This window comes from Anaerolineae bacterium, from assembly GCA_035529315.1.
GTDB lineage: Bacteria > Desulfobacterota > Desulfobacteria > Desulfobacterales > ETH-SRB1 > Desulfaltia.
Map to the genome: position 1 here is coordinate 100,700 of DATKWZ010000034.1, position 19,339 is coordinate 120,038.

Below are 19,339 nucleotides of genomic sequence, written 5' to 3' on the forward strand. Positions count from 1 at the left end.
TAATTAAAATGAAAGTACCATTACTTGATCTTAAAAGCCAGTATAAAACCATTAAAGATGATGTCTTAAAGGTCGTTGAAGAAATTTTTGAAAGTCAGTATTTTATTTTAGGGCCTCATGTTGAGACACTTGAAAAGGAAATTGCCGACTATTGCCGCACGCGTCATGCAACAGGGGTTTCATCAGGCACGGATGCTTTGCTTATTTCACTTATGGCCGCCAATATTGGATATAACGACAGGGTAATAACCACGCCATATACCTTTTTTGCAACAGCCGGTGCAATAGCCCGAACAGGCGCTATTCCGGTTTTTGTCGATATTAATCAAGACACCTATAATATCTCTCCGGAATGCATTGACAGGGCCATGGCTGATATGAGTGAGGAAGAGCGGGCCGGTGTTAAGGCAATAATTCCGGTTCATCTTTATGGCCAGTGTGCGGATATGCAGAGAATTTTAAACATAGCAAGGAAATATAATCTGATTGTTATTGAGGACGCAGCGCAGGCCATTGGAGCCGAACATAATGGAATGCGGGCAGGCGCTATGGGTGATTTTGGATGCTTTTCCTTTTTTCCTTCAAAAAATCTTGGAGCTTTCGGCGATGGAGGAATCGTAACCACAAGTTCCGAGGCCTTGTATGATAAACTGCGGATACTCCGGGTTCACGGTGGGAGCCCAAAGTATTATCATAAAATGATCGGCGGCAATTTCAGGCTGGATGCATTGCAGGCGGCAATTGTTTCCTTAAAGCTTTCGCACCTTGACAGCTGGACATCCGCCCGCCAGGAAAATGCCCGCAGATACAGGGAGCTTTTTGCTGATGCAAATATAGGTGATATGGTAAGCCTACCGGTTGAAAAGGAAAACCGGCATATATATAATCAGTTTGTAATAAGTATTAAGGAAAAAAGGGATGAGCTTCGCCTGTTTTTAAATGATGCGAAAATAGGAACGGAGATTTACTACCCGGTGCCACTACATCTCCAGGAATGCTTTTCATATCTTAATTATAAAAAAGGTGACTTTCCTGTAGCTGAATATGCGGCCACGCACACACTTGCCATCCCAATATACCCCGAACTTTCAGATGATCAGCAAGGCTATGTGGCAGAAAAGATAAAAGAGTTTGTAGCACTTTAGGCGCTGGATTTTTTACTATGCTTATGCGTATATAAGCCGTGAGGGTGGGCATGGATATGCTGATGCAGATGTGCCTCTTTGTCTGAAACAATCCTTTTGTTTTGCATTGTATATATCGAATCGGTTATTTCAAAAAGAAAATCGATTTCATGTGAAATTAATATAAAGGAAAGATCAAGATTGGAAAGTATGCTGATAAGCTTTGTCTTTGTTTTATCATCAAGGCCCGCGGTCGGCTCATCCAGGAGAAGGATTTCAGGCTCCATTGCAAGGATTGTGGCAAGTGAGACAAGCCTTTTTTCTCCTCCGGACAGTTTATAGGTAACCCTGTCTTCAAGCCCGGCCAGATCAAGTGACTCCAGAGTCCTTTTGGCGATGTCAACAGCCGCATCCCGGCTCATGCCCAGGTTTAATGGGCCGAAAGCAACATCCTCAAGGACTGTGGGGCTGAATAGCTGGTCGTCGGCATCCTGAAAAAGCAGGCCGATTTTCCGGCGCACTTCATCAAACTCTTTTTCTTTTGTTACAGGTTTTCCGAATATCTCTATGCTGCCGGAAGTATGCTTGAGAAGCCCCATGATAATGTGAAACATGGTGGTCTTACCGCTTCCGTTAGGCCCCATCAATCCAATCCGGTCATAACGGAAAAATTTCAAGCTGAGTTTGTCTAATATGAGCGGGCTGCCGGGGTAGCCAAAGGATATATCTTGAAGATTGACAATCAGGTTATTTGTGTCCATTCCAGTATTCCAAGTATCAGGATAAAGGCTGCCATCAGAATAAATGCAATTATATCCGTCCGGCTGATTGAAAAGCTGCTCAGGCTGTAAAGCTTTCCGCTGAAGCCGCGGCAAATCATGGCATTGTGAACCCGCTGCGACCGGTCGAAACCCCTTACCAGAAGCATTCCAACCAGATTAGCGTAGCTTTTGTAGGTATGCAAATCGGTTTTTGGTTTAAAACCTCTAATTTTCATGGAATTGACCAGACGGGTATATTCTTTAAATATTACATGGAGATATCTGTATGTAAAGAAGAAAAGGTGCACAAGTTTTTTAGGCATACCCAATTGATGCATGGCATGGCCTATAGTAAATATAGGAGTTGATGCGGTCAGCGAGATCAGCATCAGCATGATGGCATTTGATTTAATGGTTATTCTAAAAGCAAACAGCACGCCTTCACGTGTTCCTGTCAGGGAGCTGATTGAAAAGAGATGCTCACCGGCAAATGTAAAGGGCAGGAAAAGCCACAGGAAAATAAGGAGGGTGTTTACAGGAATCAGCCGTTTGAATACCTCTTTTATCTGTATCCTTGCAGAAAACAGTATAATAATGCCCGCAACAAGGGCTGAGATTAAAACCACAAACCGGTTTGACACGGCTGCTAAAACGGAAAAAAGAAAAACCATTACGATTTTAATGCGGGGATCAAGGCGATGGATAATGGAATCGCTGTTCGATATTTCTTCGATAATCATTTTTTACCATGAATACAGAGTAAATTAATCACGAAAACACGAAAAAAATATTTGCCACGAAGAACACTAAGATCACGAAGAAAACCATGAAAAAAAGTATCATGAACTCGTAAAAAGCCATTCTATTCCCACGTCAAGTGCAGTACCTCGTAGGGACGGGTTTACCCCGCCCCTACTCTATATCTTTAGGCGCTTATAACTTCTATTTCTTCGTGTTCTTCGTGGTACAACACTACTTTTCTGCGATCTCTGTGGTTAATAAAACTTATAATTTTTTGCGGCGGTTTGTAAAATAGAGGGCTACGCCGACAAGGCCGAATATATAACCTATGCCGCCCATTACTTCGCTTATTCCAGGATCTTGATCCTGAGAGTCCGCCAGCATATTTATAATCGGGCTGAGCTTTTGATCCAGGGACTCGTCAATCAGGCGCCTGATTTCCTCTTTTTGCAAGCTGGTGGGGCCGGGAATCGGCTGTTTAGCGTCTGCTTCACTGCCGCTGAGGTTTGATGGCGATGTAATATCGCTTATTATGCAGGCTTCGGGAGTTTTATTTTGTGATGCCTGTGACGCAGCGATTTCCTCTACAGGTATTTTCCATTCAGCCATATGGCCCATAGATGCCTTTAAGACAACCTTAAGACCGGTCTTTTGGGGGATTTTAAAGGAGCACTCCCCCTTTTCGTTGGTTGTGCCTTCAAGAAGTTTGTTTCCTTCCATGTCAGAAAGCGTAACAAGCGATCCTTTGGCTTTTCTTCCTTTGCTGAATTTGCTTTGAGTGTATATTGTATCCCCTTCAACCCAGGCAAAGATAGTAACCTTGTGCGCAAAAGCAGGCGCTGCGGCAAAGGTTATCAACAGAATCAACAGGGATAGATATAAAAATGGGATTAGTTTGCAAAGATCTTGATTTTTTTTAAACATTTATTTCCTCCAAAAGTTCCGGTCTTACCTTTTTGAGAAACACCGCGCAGGCCGCTGTAACGATTCCTTCAATTATCATTACAGGCAGGTGCGCGGCAACTATAAGTTTTGCCGCAGGCGAAAAGGCCTCTCCGGTAAGATACAGGCAAAACCCAACAAGTATACTGGAAACAAGTACCGCGCAAAAGCCGGAAGCAAAAGCAGCGGTTATGAATACAGATTGTTTTATGCTGCTTTTTGTGCTCCATCCAAACAGGTAGTAGCATATTATGGCAGGAAGGGCCATGTTCATGGTATTTACCCCGAGAGTCGTAATGCCGCCAAACTGAAAAAGCAGAGCCTGGAGCCCCAGAGCAACCAATATTGCTGGAAAGGCCTTCCAGCCGAGGATGAAACCAAGGAGGCCGTTTAATATCATGTGAACCGATGCAGGCCCCACAGGCACGTGGACAAGTGAGGCTACGAAAAAGGCTGCTGAAAGTATCCCCATCTTTGGGATATCTTTATTATCAACCCCCTTCAGGCCGATAGCCGCCCCTGCCATTGTAACAACAGCGCCCCCTATAAGTATGGCCGGTGATAATACTCCTTCAGATATATGCATATGTTTTCCTTAAAATTCTATTCCCATTCTCATGTTATATTCATTGGCTGTTTTTTCATGAGACAAACCGGCCGTAGCCTTTTCCTGAAGCCTGCGATACTCACCCATGAGGGTAACGCTGTCAAGTAGTTCATAATTTGCGCCAAGAGTTAAGGTATAATCGATGTCTCCATCTAAATCGGTATCACGGCCATTGTCAAAGGTTTCATATCTGGCCGCAATTTCAAGAGGCTCTGTGATCTTGTAGGCCAGCCCTGCCGCCCATGCTTTTTCCTTGTATGTTTTATTATCTGAGAATTTTTCTCTCTTTACGGCGGCAAAATACTCGCAGTCAAGGGTAAACCCGGCTAATGAATATTCCGCAAATGCATTTACAGTATTATTGCGGCTTTCATATCCAGGTTCTGAGTTAAAAGCAGCCCCAATGGTCAAACCATCTACAGGCTGCAAAGACAGGTTTGCTATGTGTGACTCCACATCATCGGTTTCGACGTGGGTTGGGCTTGTATTGCGGACCGGGGCACTTGTGCTTCCAATTCCCGCTACCTGACCTATCAACTTTTCGCCTTTATACAAAGTAAATGAAAGATCCAGGCCATAAAGATCCGCAGGGGCATAACCCATGGTAACCCCTGTTGTTGCAATTTCGTACGCGCTTTTTGTGATTGGGTCGCTTATTGTGTGTGTGAAAAAGTTGCCGAACGGCTGGCCACGCTTTCCAAGAACCGCATAAAACGGGCATTTTTCCTGATTAAATATGGTTATGATTGCCTCGTCAACGGCTACCCTTTCAGGATCGCCGGTGACTTCGTTAGCGTCGTCGTTGTTACTCTTGTCAATATCCTCTGCTTTTAAAACAAAGTTTGCTGTGGCTGATTCATTAACCACGGCTTCGATCCCAAGCTCCACGGTCGAAATATAAAGATCAGATGTACCATCGCTGTTTTTATCAGCTCTGTTCCTGTGATCAAGATACTGGTAATCAACCTCAACCTTTCCGCTTATGGTTAAATTGTCTTGAATGCCGGCTAACAAGCCTCCCTCGGTTTTCAGCTCATCTGTGATCTCCTGCTTGATTTCCGCCTTGATGGCTTCTTTGTCTGTTGCCTTTGGAGCAGCGGCCTCAATCTCCTGCTTCAGGGCGCGCGCATCATCTGTTGTTATAACCCCCTTTTTTTCAAGAAGCTTCAAAAGCAGCTCTGTTTCAGGGCTTAATGCATGGGCGCTCAGGTTAAAAAAGAACACCGATAATAATATAGTTATCCCAATTATTATTCTATTACGATTTATCATATTAAAAGCTCTAAGTATGTATAAGTGTTAGGTGTTATGGGATTAAGGATTAGGTGGTTGATAAGATAAAGAATTGCTTTAACCTGATCCCTAATCCCTGACCCCTGATGAATTCGATTTTTTACGAATTCATCTTATTTCATATCATGAAATTCAACCCAGATAATCGCTCCAAGCTCGACATCCTTTTCCTTGCCGTTGTAGTTCATTTTTTTGTCCGATGGATTAAGAGCGGAAAACCCCCACCAGCCGGCCTTTGGCGCTGCGTATGTAAACACTCCGTTTTGATCCGCCTTGATGGACTGGGTTACCATGTAGTCTGTAGGGGCTTTTAACTTTCCGCCCTGGTTGTAGTATTCTATTTCCACGTCAGCATATGGAACAGCCTTGCCGTCGAGTTTGACAATTCCCTGGAAAACATTTCCGGCATACAATCCGAACGGTTTTGACAGCGGAATGATTTCTGTTTTCAGGCCGATTTCCTCATCCCATCCTTCGTCATCCCCGAAAGCAGCGACAACCGTTTTTGTATAATGCACGATAAAACAGTCTTCCGATGGTTCCCAGTAAGGTTTTGGCTCCATGTAAAACATATATATGCCGGGCCTGTTGATCGAGTAGTCAACCTGCCATGCGCTATGCTCCATGACCTTTATCTTTTTCAGGTTTCCAAGCAGATCTTTTTTTGCGCTGTTTGCCATAACTGAAAATACGTTTGGCTTAACCATCTCCATCCCAACTACTTCAAAAGGATGGGAAAAGGAAAGCTTTAAGCTTACGGTTCTGTTATCATCCTGCATGACCATGGAATCTGACGGGATCAGCATCCCGAAATGTGCAAACACAGGCACGGCTGTAAAAAAAGTAAAGCAAAGAATCAAAACCAAAATAGTTCCTTTTTTCATAATTACCTCCATCATTGCAAAAAAAAACCACGAGAGATCAAGTATCTTCCTGATACCGAATACCTTCGTGGTTTTATTTGCTGAATTTTATTGATTTCTTAGATATGCAACAGGCTTCAGCCCGTAGTTTTTTCATCCACTATATTTAAAAAAGGTTCATGTCAATATAAAATTAACCCTGCAACGTCATTTTGAGAAGAGAGGCCACGGGAAATCTTACACCAAAAACTTATAATTAAGGATTTCTCCCTTTGCTCGAAATGATCAGCGTTGTTGCAGAATTAATAAGATAAGGCATAACCCCGGCAAAGCTTCTTGACTTGAATATGAAATATAGTTACAGCTTACATGTTTGATGGCGTGACCTTTTATGATGCCATCAATTTTGAGCATGTTCTTACCATAATAGATCGGAATTTATAACAAAATGAAACAAAAGATAAAAAATTTGATACTTAAAGCAGCGTTAAATGCCCATGAAAAAGGGGATCTGCCGTCATCTGAATTTCCGGATGTCGAGGTGGACGCGCCAAGGATTGAGTCCCACGGTGATTTTTCAACCAATATTGCCATGGTTATGGCATCGGTTCAAAAGATGCAGCCGAAAAGGATTGCAGAGGCGATAATAAAAAATATCGACGACCCCAAAAAAGTAATCGCCAAAACAGAGATAGCAGGGCCCGGCTTTATTAATTTTTTCATAAACAGTCTGTCATGGCATCCGGTTTTGCGCAGGGTTCATGAAGAAGATGACATGTACGGCTCATCAGATATCGGAAGGGGACGTAAAATTCAGGTGGAATTTGTAAGTTCGAATCCGACCGGACCGCTGCATGTGGGGCATGGACGCGGGGCAGCGGTCGGGGATGCTGTAGCAAACATTTTGCTTTTTTGCGGATATGATGTTGAAAAAGAGTATTATATAAACGATTCAGGCAGGCAGATAAATACCCTGGGACGATCTGTTTTTCTTAGATACAGGCAGCTATTGGGAGAAAATATAGAATTTCCGGATGACTGTTATCAAGGAGATTATATACGGGATCTGGCAGGGCGGATAAAGGAGGATAAAGGGCGCGTCTTTCTTGATCAAAAGGAGGATGAGGCTGTGTTTTATTGCGCGCAATTTGCCGCAAAAAATATTATTGTCGGAATCAGGGATGACCTTAAATCCTTTGGTGTGGAGTTTGACAACTGGTTCAGCGAACAGAGCCTTTATGACTCAGGCAAGGTTGATAAGGTTTTAAATGATTTTCGCAACCGTGATATTATATATGAAAAGGATGGGGCACACTGGTTTAAAACAAAAGACTTTGGAGATGAAAAGGACAGGGTGGTTGTACGCAATAACGGCCAGACCACATATTTTGCGTCTGATATAGCATATCACAAAGACAAGTTTGACCGCGGGTTTGAGCGTGTAATAGATATATGGGGGGCGGATCACCACGGCTATATTCCGCGTATAAAAGCTTCAATAGAGGCGGCCGGATACAGCAAAGACCGGTTTGATGTAATTCTGGTTCAGTTTGTAAATCTCCTGCGGGGCGGACAGCCCGTAGCCATGTCAACAAGGGGAGGTGAATTTATTACCCTTGCTGATGTAATAAGTGAAGTGGGATCTGATGCCGCAAGGTTTATTTTTTTGACGCGTCATCATGAAAGCCCGCTTGATTTCGACCTGGAACTTGCAAAGAAAAAGACAAACGAAAACCCTGTTTTTTATGTTCAATATGTTCATGCCAGGATATCCAGTATTATAAGAAAGGGGCGTGAAAAAGGGATAAAGGGTACAGGATGGGATGAGAAGGCGGTCTCCATGCTGAAGGAGCCCGAGGAGATTAATCTGATTAAAAGCATGGACAGCTATCCGGAGACGGTAAGATTAAGCGCCGAGTTTATGGAGCCTCATCGCATAACATTTTATCTTATGAACCTTGCATCCTCTTTTCATACCTATTATAATAAGCACAGGGTGTTAATAGATGATCCATTATTGACTAGCGCGCGGCTGTATCTTGTTCTTGCCGTAAAAAAGGTTATTAAAAACGGCCTTACCCTTCTTGGCGTGTCCGCGCCTGAAAAGATGTAGCGATGCAAAAAAGTGAAAAAACATCAGAGAAGAAAAACCCTTTCAAGGAAACCGGCGGGAAAGGAACAACGACCTGGATCTGTGTGATATCCTTTGTTTCCGCATGGATGTTTGTACTTGGTATCTTTGTGGGAAGGGGGACGGCTCCTGTAAAGTTTGATATTGAGAATCTTCAAAAGGAGCTGGTTGCCTTGAAAGAGGCTGTTATTAAAGAGGGGCAGGAGCGGTTTAAAATCAGCAGCGATCCTGAAGGCGCTAAAATGGAGCTCGGTTTTTATGAGGCGTTGAAAGAGGCCACGCCTGGTGCGCTGCATAAAGTTAAGCAGCCTGCGGACAAAAAAACAGTATCGCCTCAAAAAAAAGCGGAAACCCGGCCCGTGCAAAAGGTCGAAAATTCTGCTTCAAGCGGTAAGCAGATTAAGGACGAGGCAGGTGCTAATTTTACTATTCAAATAGCGTCCTTGAAAGATATGAAGGTTGCCGTTTCGATGGCGGAAATGTTAAAGAAAAAAGGATATCAGGCATATACGGTTTCAGCGGAAATACCCGATAAGGGCGCCTGGCACAGGATCAGGATAGGGCATTTTAAAAACGCATCAGATGCCGCTGATATTCTAAGCAGGCTGAAAAAAGATAAATATAGACCGATAGTTATTCAAGAATGATTTTTTACGAGTTCATCAAGATTATTAAGATTAATTTTTTTATTCTTCGTGTTCTTCATGGTAAAATAAAAATTATTTTATAAATAATCCTCTGTGTGTTCTGTGTTCTCAGTGGTTAATTGTTACAAAAAGAAAATATCATGAAAATAACCAAAGACGAAGTCGTTTACACGGCGGATCTTGCCCGTCTTGATCTGGATGAAAACTCTGTTAACAGGTTTGTGGACCAGATAGGCGATATACTCGAATATGTCGATACTCTAAACAGTGTTGACACTGAGGGCATAGCCCCGACTTCTCATGCTATTTTTCTGTTCAATGTTTTCAGGGAGGATGAGGTAAAAGAATCTATGGGCGCAGATAAAGCCCTTGCAAATGCTCCTGAAAAGGAAGACGGAAATTTTATAGTTCCAAAGGTAATAAACTCGTAAAAACTTTATATCTCACCGCAGAGACGCCGAGGGCAGATAGAGTTTAAAGTTTGCGGTGAATAAAAAAATAGTTAGATGGTAGAAGATATGAAACTGCATGAACTTACAATACATGAAGCCTGCGGTCTTTTAAAGAAAAGGGATATATCTTCGCAGGAGTTGACCAGAGCTGTCCTTGACCGGATCGAATCGGTTGAGAAAAAGGTAGATGCCTATATAACGATTGACGCTGAAACAGCGATAAGCCAGGCTGAGCTTGCAGATAAAGAAATATCCAGAGGCAATATTTCGCCTCTGACAGGGGTACCTCTTTCTGTAAAGGATCTTATCTGCACAAAGGGGCTGCGCACAACCTGCGCATCAAGGATGCTTGATAACTTTACGCCCCAATACGATGCCTTTGTCATAAAAAAGCTTAAAAAGGCCGGTGCCGTGATTGTGGGGAAGACGAACATGGATGAATTTGCCATGGGATCATCCACGGAAAATTCAGGCATGAAAACAACCCGCAATCCATGGGACTTAACCTGTATCCCAGGCGGGTCAAGCGGTGGATCAGCAGCAGCGGTCGCAGCTGATATGTGCCTTGGCTCTCTCGGCTCCGATACAGGAGGGTCGATACGCCAGCCAGCCTCTCATTGTGGAGTCGTAGGGATGAAACCCACTTATGGAAGGGTTTCACGATTCGGTCTTGTTGCCTTTGCATCCTCGCTTGATCAGATAGGTCCGCTTGCAAAGGATGTTTTAGATTGCGCAATGCTTATGAATGTTATTGCAGGTTACGATCCTGCAGATTCCACTTCAGTGCCCGAAGATGTTCCGGATTATACATCCTTTTCAAATAAGGGTTTGAGCGGGATGACTATCGGAATTCCAAAGGAATATAATGAGATAAAAGGGCTTGATCCGGAGGTTTCAGGCGCAGTTAAAAATGCCGTCAAGGTGATTGAGGATCTTGGAGCAAAATGCGTTGAAATTACATTGCCTCACACAAAATATGCCGTGGCAGCCTATTATGTTATAGCCCCTTCAGAGGCAAGCTCGAACCTTGCGAGGTTTGACGGCGTAAAGTACGGTTTTAGAGACAAAGAGAAAAACAGCCTGATCGATATGTACAGATCCACAAGAACAAAAGGGTTTGGCGCGGAGGTTCAGAGACGGATTATACTTGGCACATACTCACTTTCTGCCGGATATTACGATGCATATTACAAAAAGGCTTCCCAGGTGCGGACACTGATCATAGAGGATTTTAAAAATGCATTTAAATCATGCGACCTGATACTGTCCCCTGTGGCGCCGACTCCTGCTTTTAAAATAGGAGATAAGGTCGACGATCCTCTTACAATGTATTTATCCGACATATTTACGCTTTCAGCCAACCTTGCCGGAATACCAGGGATATCGGTCCCATGCGGTTTTTCATCCACAGGCCTTCCGATCGGGCTTCATTTAATGGGCAGACATTTTGAAGAAAAAAAGATTTTAACGGCTGCTTATAATTTTGAACAGGCCACGGATTTTCATAAGCAAAAAGCGAAAATATAAAAGCATATTACACAACGGAGAGCACAGAGACCACAGAGAAATAAAAAAACTATTACTATTAGGTCATGAAGTTTTTCTTGCAACCCCGGCGTTTTCATTCATTTCAAAATGATCTTTGCTTGCTTCCTTAAAAAGAAGCGATTTTAACCATTTAATCCCAAATTCCAGCCGGGCGATTTCATCCTCTTTTATCTTTTCCACAGTTTCGCTATCAATTTTATATCGATCCAGGAATGAACTCTCAAAGATGAATTTTTTAAATTTATCAGTGTTATAACTTACTAAAAAAAACATCTTCTTGCTCTGTTCCGTTAACATTACATTTTTTGGAAAGGATCTCTTTCTGACGATCAGATCGGTCCAATCGCCGTTTATTTTGTCATGAATATCAACCCCCTGATCCTTGCGCCATTCACGAACGGTCCATTCCCTATCCTCTTCAAAACCAAGGCAATGAGGCTCTTGAACAAAAAAATAGAATCCTGTATCATCCGCCCCTTCTTTATGGCTGAGTGAAGCGACACCAAGCGGATAATAGCGGCATGTAGTGGGCCTGTCTTCATAAATGATACATCCATTCTCTCTGACAAAAGGGCATTTCCTTTTATCAGACTCGGATGTTTCATCATCTAAAAGCTTTAAGGTAATTATAGGCAGATCTGTTTTTTCTAAAAGCTGCGGCTCTGTATAAATGGCTAAAAACTCTTCTGATGAAAGCTGCAGACGATTCTTTAGCCTGATAATGTCATAGGGTGTCAGTATAATATTAATATCCCCGCAACATTTGGTGAAACATTTTACCTTTTTATGACATTTGAACTTAAATTTGCTGTCAAGAGTAAGTTTGACAGGATCTATACCGGCCATTGTATTAGGTATGTCCATAGTTTTTTTCTTCCCTTTCTTTTTTAAATAATTTTTTTCTTATATCTCAATAAAATATTCAATGTCAATTGCTTGATAATTATTTAGCAAAACACCCACTGTTTTTTGCCGACAATTGTGGGAATTAAATCTTGATTTAAGCGTAAGCTTGTTTTACTTTTAGAAAATAAAAACAAGCAAAAGAATTTATCAAATCCTTTTTTATATTCCGGCATATCCGGGTCAGGATATTGTGATGAAGAAACTATCCTGTTTTGAATTTCAGCGTGGACGTATTTTCGCAGGCTGTCTTCCTCATGGCAGAGATTTGATTCTTTCTGTCGAGGAGTTCTGTGAGGATGCTTTGATCCGGATGGCGACATTTTCAGTTATCGGCGCTGTTTCTTCCGCCACTATAGGCACTTACGATCAAAAGCAACAGGTTTATGTAACCGTTAAAGAGGAAGCGCCATTTGAAATTGTAAGCTGTACAGGTAATGTTTCGTTAAAGGACAACAAACCGTTTATCCATGCTCATATTCTGCTTGCTGATGAACAGGGGAAAACAACTGGAGGGCATCTTTTTTCTGAAACTATTATTTATGCCGGAGAAATAAACCTGCAGGAATTAACAGGCAAACCAATGGAAAGAACCTATGATAACGATACAGGACTTATGCTCTGGAAATAGCCCAAGGAGATTAAATGCAACTGACAATTACAAGATCAGACTCACTTAAACCCAAACCTGATAATTCAAATCTCGGTTTTGGGACTATATTTACCGACCATATGTTTAACATGGATTATAATCCTGACAATGGATGGCATAATCCACGAATTGAACCATATACCCCTATTGAAATGGACCCTGCAACCATGGTGCTCCACTATGGACAGGCGGTATTTGAAGGGTTAAAAGCTTATAAAACCGATTCGGGTGCTGTCCGGTTTTTCAGGCCAAAAGATAATTTCAAGCGGCTGAGCCGATCCTGCCAAATGCTTTGTATCCCTGAATTTGACGAGGGCTTTGTCTTTGATGCCATGAAACAGTTAATTGCGCTGGAAAAAGACTGGATCCCGGGTGCGCCGGAAACCTCCCTGTACATAAGGCCGACTGTTATTGCAACAGACCCTTTTCTGGGTGTGCGCGCTTCATATACATACCGTTTCTTTATTATCCTTTCTCCGGTTGGCGCATATTATCCAGAAGGCTTTAATCCGGTTAAAATCTGGGTGACAAAGAATCATGTCAGGGCTGTACGCGGCGGAATAGGCGAGGCCAAGGCAGCCGGAAATTATGCGGCAAGTCTATATGCAGGAGAAGAAGCCCACAAAAACGGTTATACACAGGTGCTGTGGCTTGATGGCGTTCACCAGAAGTACATTGAGGAGGTCGGGTCTATGAATATATTTTTTGTCATAGATGATGAGTTGGTGACTCCCATGTTAAACGGAAGCATTCTGCCCGGCATTACCAGAGATTCTGTAATAATTATGGCAAAAAAATGGAATATAAAGGTCAGTGAACGGCAGATCAGCATAGATGATCTGATAGATGCGCACGACTCAGGAAAACTGCAGGAAATTTTCGGGTCAGGAACAGCCGCAGTTATTTCGCCTGTTGGTGAAATGAAATACGGCGACAGAGTTATAAATATAGGCGGCGGCAAAGTCGGGCCTATGGCAAAGAGATTCTATCAGGCAATAACCGATATCCAGTATGGCAGAACAGAAGACACCATGGGATGGATTGAAGAGGTTTAGATTTCACCAGGGAGTTTATTATGAAACAAGCTATAACGTCGAACCACCTGCAATCCTTTATTATGAAAATGAAAAAAGAGGAGCTGCCGCCGGCTGTTATTGATACATTTGCTTATTATTATCAAAAGGTAGTTGCCGGCGGAACAGGTCTTGTGTTTGATAAAGACATAAGGCCTCTAAATGCGGACGAAATCAAAAGTGCGGATAATATCGGCCAATATGCCGATGCAGGGACAAAAGTCTTAAAAAATACCGTGATGATAATATTAAATGGCGGACTTGGCACTACTATGGGCCTTGAAAAGCCAAAATCGATTATCAGAGTAAAAGATGGAAAAAGCTTTCTTGAGATAATATTAAGGCAGGCTGAAATAAACAATGTCATGCTGTCCTTAATGAATAGCTTTAGCACACATCAGGATACCCTTTCTGCTCTATCGCGAATAAACCTGTCCAGCTTTCCCATAATATTTATTCAGAACAAATTTCCCAAGATACTTTGTGACGGGCTTGGCCCTGCGACATGGCCGCAAAATCCGGACATGGAGTGGAATCCACCCGGCCACGGCGATGTCTATACAGCACTTTATACATCAGGGACATTGCAATATCTGCTTGACAGAGAAATAAGATATGCTTTTATCGCCAATTCGGATAACCTGGGCGCTACAATGGATGCTTCCCTTCTTGGTTACTTTTCCGAAAACAGGTTTCCCTTTATGATGGAGGTAGCCGAAAGAACGCCGGATGATTTAAAGGGAGGACATATTGCCAGGCATAAAAACGGCAATTTGATTTTGCGTGAAGCAGCCCAGTGTCCGGGAAATGGATCGGATGCCTTTAGAGATATAAGCAGGTACAGGTATTTCAACACAAACAATATCTGGATCAACCTGCCGGTATTAAAGGAGGTTATTGAAGAATATGGGATAATCCGTCTTCCAATGATACTGAACCCAAAGACACTTGATCCAAGGGATGAATCCAGCCCAAAAGTATACCATGTCGAAACCGCAATGGGAGCCGCTATATCCCTTTTTGAAGACACACCGGTGATTAAGGTGCCAAGATCACGTTTTTTTCCTGTCAAAAGCTGCAATGATCTGCTTGCGGTCCGGTCGGATCGCTTTATTTTTTCAGAAGATCAAACGTTGATTCTAAACCCAAATATGAAATCGGATTTAATCAGGATAAATCTTGATCCAGGATATTATGGGACAAGAGATAAGTTGAATGAAAGATTTCTTATTGATGGGATACCATCCTTAATTGATTGTGAATCTCTTACAGTAAAAGGGGATATTTTTTTTGAAAAAAACATAACAATAAAAGGAAGGGTTGTAATAACAAACAGCGGCAAATCTCCGGCAACAATAAAGGCAGGCTCTATTATAGACAGCGACTTGATTCTGTAATTAGCGGCTGAATGAAAAGACCCCTGTGGCGGTTAAATATGAGCCTTTTTCCTTGACATAATATAATCATCCCATTAAATTGAAAGTTTACTAATAATCATTCTTTGGATATATTTATGTTTGATAATTTAACCGACAAGCTTACATTTGTATTTAAAAAGCTAAAAGGACACGGCAAATTAACGGAAAAAAATATTGAAGAGGGCTTGAAAGAGATCCGTATAGCCCTTCTTGAGGCCGATGTTCACTATAAAGTCGTAAAAAAACTGATTGCAGACATAAAGGATCGAGCCATCGGTCAGGAGGTCATGGCAAGTCTGACACCCGGCCAGCAGGTTGTAAAAATAGTTAATGATGAGCTGACACAGCTTATGGGTTCCAGTTATGAGGACTTGCGCCTGTCTGGTTCGCATCCGGTGTCTATTATGCTGGTGGGCCTGCAGGGTTCCGGCAAAACAACTACAGCAGGCAAGTTGTCTGTTTTATTAAGGAAAAGAGGGAGAAAACCGTATCTGGTTCCGGCAGATGTTTATCGCCCGGCAGCTATTGATCAGCTAAGAAAAATAGGAGAGCAACTCGCTATCCCTGTATTCCCGTCAAGCGTGGAAATGGATCCTGTTCAAGTTTGCAGGGAGGCCAGGGCAGCAGCACATAAGGAAGGGTATGACACTCTGCTGATAGATACTGCGGGACGCCTGCATATTGATGACAAGTTGATGGCAGAGCTTTTACATATAAAGGAGGCTGTTCAGCCATCGGACATACTCCTTGTAGCTGATGCAATGACAGGACAGGATGCTGTTAATATCGCAAAATCATTTGATCAGGCTCTTGATGTCAGCGGCGTTATTCTTACCAAGATGGATGGTGATGCCCGTGGCGGAGCAGCTATTTCCATCAAGTTAATAACAGGCAAACCCATAAAATTCATAGGGGTTGGTGAAAAGCTCAGCGACCTGGAAACCTTTCATCCGGACAGGGTGTCCTCAAAAATACTGGGCATGGGCGATGTCCTTACAATTATTGAAAAAGCCCAGTCAATGATTGATCATGAAAAGGCGGTTGAGCTTGAAAAGAAGCTTAGAAAAAGCCAATTTACATTAGATGACTTTTGTGATCAGATGGTTCAAATACGCAAGATGGGCTCACTTGACGATCTTTTAAAAATGATGCCGGGTGGCAACAGCAAACAGCTCAAAAATCTTAAGTTAGATGAAAAGGAGTTTGTCAGAGCCGAAGCTATCATTAATTCAATGACGCTTCAGGAACGGTGTCAACATACAATAATAAATGGGCAGCGACGAAAAAGAATCGCTAAAGGCAGCGGAACAACTGTTCAGGATATAAACAGGCTGCTTAAAAATTATACCCAGATTATGAAAATGATTAAAAAATACAGCAAAGGCGGTATGCGCGGTATAAGCCGTGGCATGTTGCCGATTTAAAGGAGAAAAGAGATGTCGGTTAAAATCAGGCTGGCCAGGTTTGGCGCAAAAAAAAGACCAATTTATCGAATCGTTGTAGCTGACAGTAAAAGTCCAAGGGATGGCAAGTTCCTGGAAACCGTCGGCACGTATAATCCATTGCTTGATCCTGTTGAGGTTTCATTCAAGGGTGAGCGTGTAAAGTACTGGATAGATCACGGAGCTATTCTTACAGACACGGTGAAAAATCTTTTTAAAAAATAAGATTTTTTTTTGCAAATAAGGAGACGGAGCTATGAAAGATCTGATAAAATACATTGCACAAGCGCTGGTTGAGAATTCGGATCAGGTAGAGGTTTCAGAGGTAGAGGGTAACCAGACCTCGGTTTTGGAACTTAAAGTAGCTAAAGAGGATTTAGGCAAAGTTATCGGTAAGCAAGGCCGTACCGCACGGGCAATGCGTACTATATTAAGCGCTGCTTCCGCAAAGATAAAAAAACGCACGGTCCTTGAAATCATAGAATAAAACCGTGGAAGAAACCGACCTGCTTCTTATTGGAAAGATCGTTGGCCTTCATGGCCTTAAGGGAACCCTCAAGGTCTTTTCCTATGCTGAGTCTTTATCCGCTTTTAAGCCAGGCGGTTTAATTCTCGTAAGAGATGGTAAAAGCCGGGACAAAACCTATGTAATACAGTGGGTTAAGCCCCATACACGAACTATTCTTTTATCTCTTAAAGGGGTGGATGACTGTGATATGCCTGAAACCCTTGTCGGGTCCGATCTTTTTATTGAAAAAGCAAAGCTTCCGAAACTTAAAGGCGAGTCATATTACTGGATTGATATTATAGGGCTTTCTGTTTATACAATCGATGAAAAATTTATCGGCCGCGTTGAATCGATAATTCCTACAGGAAGCAATGATGTCTATGTCGTAAAAAACAATGATGATGAAATACTTATTCCAGGTATCGAATCCGTGGTTAAGGAAATCGATCTTAAACAGAAAATCATGCGGGTTGACCTGCCTGAAGGTTTGTAACGAGATCTTTGACAAGTGATTAATTTTATTGCTCTTACTATTTTCCCGGAAATGTTTGATTCGTTTCGGAGTTATGGGATTATTAGAAGGGGGATAGAACAAAAGAAGATTAGTGTTTCAACTATAAATATCAGGGATTTTGCAGAAGGCAAACACAGGGTTACTGATGACAGGCCTTATGGCGGCGGTTGCGGAATGGTTATGAAGCCTGAGCCCCTGGCAGGAGCTATCCGGGCTGCCAGAAAGAAAGCTCCATCGGCGAAAACCATACTGTTGACTCCTCAGGGGCGTGTTTTTAATCAAAATATTGCTTGTGAACTTGCATCGTTTGAAGGGCTTATCCTTGTATGCGGTCGCTACGAGGGGATTGATGAACGGATTTGTCACGATTTCATAGATTATGAAATTTCAATCGGTGATTATGTGCTCACGGGCGGAGAGCCGGCAGCCATGGTTGTTATTGATGCGACGGCAAGATTAATCCCGGGCATGCTTGGCGGCAAAGATTCAGCGGAAAATGATTCATTTTCAAACGGTCTCCTGGAATATGCGCAATATACAAGACCGAGAACCTTTGAAGGGTCTGAAGTCCCGGAAGTGTTGCTGTCGGGTAATCACATGGAAATTGAAAAATGGAGGCTTGAAGCATCTTTGATACGCACCTTCCTGAAAAGAAAAGACCTTTTGGAGAAAAGGCCTGTAAGCAAAAATGAGGTTGAAATTTTAGAAAAATGGCGCCGAGATATTGAAAAAATCATACATGCCAAATCTTTACGTAGCCCTGACGCATTATCCGGTAGTAAATAAGAATGGCAGCACAATAGTTTCTGCCGTGACAAACCTTGATCTGCACGATATGTCAAGAGCGGCAAAAACATACGGTGTGCAATCATTATATATTATAACCCCTCTATCGGATCAGAAGGGGCTTGTTGAGAAGATAGTTTCACACTGGCTAAGCGGATACGGCTCAATATATAATCCCCAAAGGGGGAAAGCCCTTGAACTGATCTGTATAAAAGACTCATTGGATGATGTCATAGACCATATTTGCAGCAATGGTGAAGGGGCGCCAAAAATCGTTGCTACTTGCGCCAGGGATAGTCATCGCAGCATAAATTTTGGAAAGTTTCGTGAAATGCTTAAAAGCGGCAAGCCCTATCTGTTGGTTTTTGGCACAGCATGGGGGCTGTCGGAAGATTTTATTGCCGGCGCCGACTACATACTTGAACCGATTAAGGGTAATACCGGCTACAATCACCTTTCGGTTCGGTCCGCGGCATCCATTATACTTGATAGACTTATGGGAGATAATTAAAAAAATCGTAAAGAAAGAACCGGCTATATACAAAAATCCAAACAGATTATAATTACGGAAGGATATTATTATGCAAACAATAGAACAGATAGAAAGAGAAATGATGCGGTTTGATTTGCCTGCTTTTGCTCCAGGAGATACTGTTAAGGTATATGTCAAGATAAAGGAGGGCGACAAAGAGCGCATTCAGGCTTTTCAGGGGGTTGTGATAAGCAAACGCAAAGGCAGAAGTAACGCTACATTTACGGTACGCAAGGTTTCGTACGGTATAGGCGTTGAGCGTATCTTCCCTTTCCATTCACCGCTTATCGATAAGATCGAGGTTGTTTCCAAAGGCCGTGTGAGGCGTGCAAAGATCTATTATCTGCGTAAACTAAGAGGAAAGGCCTCCAGAATAAAGGAACGGCGTTTCAACCAATAGCC

Annotated in this window: 22 protein-coding genes; 15 read left to right on the top strand and 7 right to left on the bottom strand. The window is 42.5% G+C overall.

Annotated features, from left to right (window positions below):
• Positions 1-8 precede the first annotated feature (8 nt).
• The gene (locus VMW78_06630; protein ID HUV50677.1) at positions 9-1,145 is read left to right on the top strand and encodes a DegT/DnrJ/EryC1/StrS family aminotransferase; all 1,137 of its coding nucleotides are present in this window, start codon (positions 9-11) and stop codon (positions 1,143-1,145) included.
• Here the strand turns inward: VMW78_06630 and VMW78_06635 are convergent.
• The 6 genes from VMW78_06635 to VMW78_06660 form a co-directional block, all read right to left on the bottom strand.
• Positions 1,142-1,885 carry an ABC transporter ATP-binding protein gene (locus VMW78_06635; GenBank protein ID HUV50678.1) on the bottom strand — a complete coding sequence of 248 codons (744 nt, stop codon included), beginning with the start codon at positions 1,883-1,885 and terminating at the stop codon, positions 1,142-1,144. The two genes, VMW78_06630 and VMW78_06635, sit on opposite strands and share 4 nt — an antisense overlap.
• Positions 1,867-2,625 carry a cobalt ECF transporter T component CbiQ gene (gene cbiQ / locus VMW78_06640; protein HUV50679.1) on the bottom strand — a complete coding sequence of 253 codons (759 nt, stop codon included), beginning with the start codon at positions 2,623-2,625 and terminating at the stop codon, positions 1,867-1,869. The genes VMW78_06635 and cbiQ overlap by 19 nt, the downstream gene beginning before the upstream one ends.
• A 265-nt stretch (positions 2,626-2,890) precedes the next feature.
• Positions 2,891-3,550: a hypothetical protein gene (locus tag VMW78_06645; protein ID HUV50680.1), complete on the bottom strand. Its 660-nt coding sequence runs from the start codon at positions 3,548-3,550 to the stop codon at positions 2,891-2,893.
• Positions 3,543-4,154, bottom strand: a complete 612-nt coding sequence (gene cbiM / locus VMW78_06650; protein ID HUV50681.1) for a cobalt transporter CbiM — start codon at positions 4,152-4,154, stop codon at positions 3,543-3,545. The genes VMW78_06645 and cbiM overlap by 8 nt, the downstream gene beginning before the upstream one ends.
• Positions 4,155-4,163: 9 nt before the next feature.
• The gene (locus tag VMW78_06655; GenBank protein HUV50682.1) at positions 4,164-5,447 is read right to left on the bottom strand and encodes an LbtU family siderophore porin; all 1,284 of its coding nucleotides are present in this window, start codon (positions 5,445-5,447) and stop codon (positions 4,164-4,166) included.
• A 134-nt stretch (positions 5,448-5,581) separates the two neighbouring features.
• Positions 5,582-6,352 (bottom strand): DUF4198 domain-containing protein, encoded by a 771-nt coding sequence (locus tag VMW78_06660; protein ID HUV50683.1) that lies wholly within the window; start codon positions 6,350-6,352, stop codon positions 5,582-5,584.
• Positions 6,353-6,779: 427 nt separating this feature from the next.
• On the opposite strand from VMW78_06660, the gene argS reads away from it, so the two are divergent.
• The 4 genes from argS to gatA all read left to right on the top strand — a co-directional run bounded on the left by argS (position 6,780) and on the right by gatA (position 11,088).
• Positions 6,780-8,444 carry an arginine--tRNA ligase gene (argS, locus tag VMW78_06665; GenBank protein HUV50684.1) on the top strand — a complete coding sequence of 555 codons (1,665 nt, stop codon included), beginning with the start codon at positions 6,780-6,782 and terminating at the stop codon, positions 8,442-8,444.
• A 2-nt stretch (positions 8,445-8,446) separates the two neighbouring features.
• Entirely contained in the window at positions 8,447-9,109 is a 663-nt protein-coding gene (locus VMW78_06670) for an SPOR domain-containing protein (GenBank protein ID HUV50685.1), read from the top strand.
• A gap of 140 nt (positions 9,110-9,249) precedes the next feature.
• On the top strand, positions 9,250-9,540 hold the full coding sequence (gene gatC, locus VMW78_06675; GenBank protein ID HUV50686.1) for an Asp-tRNA(Asn)/Glu-tRNA(Gln) amidotransferase subunit GatC: 291 nt from the start codon (positions 9,250-9,252) through the stop codon (positions 9,538-9,540).
• 87 nt (positions 9,541-9,627) lie between these two features.
• Positions 9,628-11,088 (top strand): Asp-tRNA(Asn)/Glu-tRNA(Gln) amidotransferase subunit GatA, encoded by a 1,461-nt coding sequence (gene gatA, locus VMW78_06680; GenBank protein ID HUV50687.1) that lies wholly within the window; start codon positions 9,628-9,630, stop codon positions 11,086-11,088.
• Positions 11,089-11,151: 63 nt separating this feature from the next.
• On the opposite strand, the gene VMW78_06685 is transcribed toward gatA, so the two are convergent.
• Complete coding sequence (locus tag VMW78_06685; protein ID HUV50688.1) at positions 11,152-11,973, bottom strand: YkgJ family cysteine cluster protein; 822 nt, start codon at positions 11,971-11,973, stop codon at positions 11,152-11,154.
• A 235-nt stretch (positions 11,974-12,208) separates the two neighbouring features.
• On the opposite strand from VMW78_06685, the gene VMW78_06690 reads away from it, so the two are divergent.
• The 10 genes from VMW78_06690 to rplS all read left to right on the top strand — a co-directional run bounded on the left by VMW78_06690 (position 12,209) and on the right by rplS (position 19,337).
• The gene (locus VMW78_06690; GenBank protein HUV50689.1) at positions 12,209-12,643 is read left to right on the top strand and encodes a PPC domain-containing DNA-binding protein; all 435 of its coding nucleotides are present in this window, start codon (positions 12,209-12,211) and stop codon (positions 12,641-12,643) included.
• A gap of 14 nt (positions 12,644-12,657) precedes the next feature.
• Positions 12,658-13,719: a branched-chain amino acid aminotransferase gene (locus VMW78_06695; protein HUV50690.1), complete on the top strand. Its 1,062-nt coding sequence runs from the start codon at positions 12,658-12,660 to the stop codon at positions 13,717-13,719.
• Between the two features lie 20 nt (positions 13,720-13,739).
• On the top strand, positions 13,740-15,134 hold the full coding sequence (locus VMW78_06700) for a UTP--glucose-1-phosphate uridylyltransferase (protein ID HUV50691.1): 1,395 nt from the start codon (positions 13,740-13,742) through the stop codon (positions 15,132-15,134).
• A 116-nt stretch (positions 15,135-15,250) separates the two neighbouring features.
• Positions 15,251-16,579, top strand: coding sequence for a signal recognition particle protein (gene ffh, locus VMW78_06705; GenBank protein ID HUV50692.1), 1,329 nt, complete (start codon positions 15,251-15,253; stop codon positions 16,577-16,579).
• Positions 16,580-16,591: 12 nt separating this feature from the next.
• Positions 16,592-16,822 (top strand): 30S ribosomal protein S16, encoded by a 231-nt coding sequence (rpsP, locus tag VMW78_06710; protein HUV50693.1) that lies wholly within the window; start codon positions 16,592-16,594, stop codon positions 16,820-16,822.
• A gap of 31 nt (positions 16,823-16,853) precedes the next feature.
• Positions 16,854-17,084, top strand: coding sequence for a KH domain-containing protein (locus VMW78_06715; protein ID HUV50694.1), 231 nt, complete (start codon positions 16,854-16,856; stop codon positions 17,082-17,084).
• A 4-nt stretch (positions 17,085-17,088) separates the two neighbouring features.
• Positions 17,089-17,598, top strand: a complete 510-nt coding sequence (gene rimM, locus VMW78_06720) for a ribosome maturation factor RimM (protein ID HUV50695.1) — start codon at positions 17,089-17,091, stop codon at positions 17,596-17,598.
• A gap of 15 nt (positions 17,599-17,613) precedes the next feature.
• Positions 17,614-18,405, top strand: coding sequence for a tRNA (guanosine(37)-N1)-methyltransferase TrmD (trmD, locus tag VMW78_06725; GenBank protein ID HUV50696.1), 792 nt, complete (start codon positions 17,614-17,616; stop codon positions 18,403-18,405).
• Positions 18,359-18,916 (top strand): RNA methyltransferase, encoded by a 558-nt coding sequence (locus VMW78_06730; GenBank protein ID HUV50697.1) that lies wholly within the window; start codon positions 18,359-18,361, stop codon positions 18,914-18,916. The genes trmD and VMW78_06730 overlap by 47 nt, the downstream gene beginning before the upstream one ends.
• Before the next feature lie 70 nt (positions 18,917-18,986).
• Positions 18,987-19,337, top strand: coding sequence for a 50S ribosomal protein L19 (rplS, locus tag VMW78_06735; protein ID HUV50698.1), 351 nt, complete (start codon positions 18,987-18,989; stop codon positions 19,335-19,337).
• Positions 19,338-19,339 lie beyond the last annotated feature (2 nt).

What these genes read in the sequence shown, in the direction of transcription:
- VMW78_06630 (HUV50677.1), top strand. Translation starts at nt 9, where the DNA reads ATGAAAGTACCATTACTTGATCTTAAAAGCCAGTATAAAACCATTAAA.
- VMW78_06635 (HUV50678.1), bottom strand. Translation starts at nt 1,885, where the DNA reads ATGGACACAAATAACCTGATTGTCAATCTTCAAGATATATCCTTTGGC.
- cbiQ (HUV50679.1), bottom strand. Translation starts at nt 2,625, where the DNA reads ATGATTATCGAAGAAATATCGAACAGCGATTCCATTATCCATCGCCTT.
- VMW78_06645 (HUV50680.1), bottom strand. Translation starts at nt 3,550, where the DNA reads ATGTTTAAAAAAAATCAAGATCTTTGCAAACTAATCCCATTTTTATAT.
- cbiM (HUV50681.1), bottom strand. Translation starts at nt 4,154, where the DNA reads ATGCATATATCTGAAGGAGTATTATCACCGGCCATACTTATAGGGGGC.
- VMW78_06655 (HUV50682.1), bottom strand. Translation starts at nt 5,447, where the DNA reads ATGATAAATCGTAATAGAATAATAATTGGGATAACTATATTATTATCG.
- VMW78_06660 (HUV50683.1), bottom strand. Translation starts at nt 6,352, where the DNA reads ATGAAAAAAGGAACTATTTTGGTTTTGATTCTTTGCTTTACTTTTTTT.
- argS (HUV50684.1), top strand. Translation starts at nt 6,780, where the DNA reads ATGAAACAAAAGATAAAAAATTTGATACTTAAAGCAGCGTTAAATGCC.
- VMW78_06670 (HUV50685.1), top strand. Translation starts at nt 8,447, where the DNA reads ATGCAAAAAAGTGAAAAAACATCAGAGAAGAAAAACCCTTTCAAGGAA.
- gatC (HUV50686.1), top strand. Translation starts at nt 9,250, where the DNA reads ATGAAAATAACCAAAGACGAAGTCGTTTACACGGCGGATCTTGCCCGT.
- gatA (HUV50687.1), top strand. Translation starts at nt 9,628, where the DNA reads ATGAAACTGCATGAACTTACAATACATGAAGCCTGCGGTCTTTTAAAG.
- VMW78_06685 (HUV50688.1), bottom strand. Translation starts at nt 11,973, where the DNA reads ATGGACATACCTAATACAATGGCCGGTATAGATCCTGTCAAACTTACT.
- VMW78_06690 (HUV50689.1), top strand. Translation starts at nt 12,209, where the DNA reads ATGAAGAAACTATCCTGTTTTGAATTTCAGCGTGGACGTATTTTCGCA.
- VMW78_06695 (HUV50690.1), top strand. Translation starts at nt 12,658, where the DNA reads ATGCAACTGACAATTACAAGATCAGACTCACTTAAACCCAAACCTGAT.
- VMW78_06700 (HUV50691.1), top strand. Translation starts at nt 13,740, where the DNA reads ATGAAACAAGCTATAACGTCGAACCACCTGCAATCCTTTATTATGAAA.
- ffh (HUV50692.1), top strand. Translation starts at nt 15,251, where the DNA reads ATGTTTGATAATTTAACCGACAAGCTTACATTTGTATTTAAAAAGCTA.
- rpsP (HUV50693.1), top strand. Translation starts at nt 16,592, where the DNA reads ATGTCGGTTAAAATCAGGCTGGCCAGGTTTGGCGCAAAAAAAAGACCA.
- VMW78_06715 (HUV50694.1), top strand. Translation starts at nt 16,854, where the DNA reads ATGAAAGATCTGATAAAATACATTGCACAAGCGCTGGTTGAGAATTCG.
- VMW78_06730 (HUV50697.1), top strand. Translation starts at nt 18,359, where the DNA reads ATGCCAAATCTTTACGTAGCCCTGACGCATTATCCGGTAGTAAATAAG.
- rplS (HUV50698.1), top strand. Translation starts at nt 18,987, where the DNA reads ATGCAAACAATAGAACAGATAGAAAGAGAAATGATGCGGTTTGATTTG.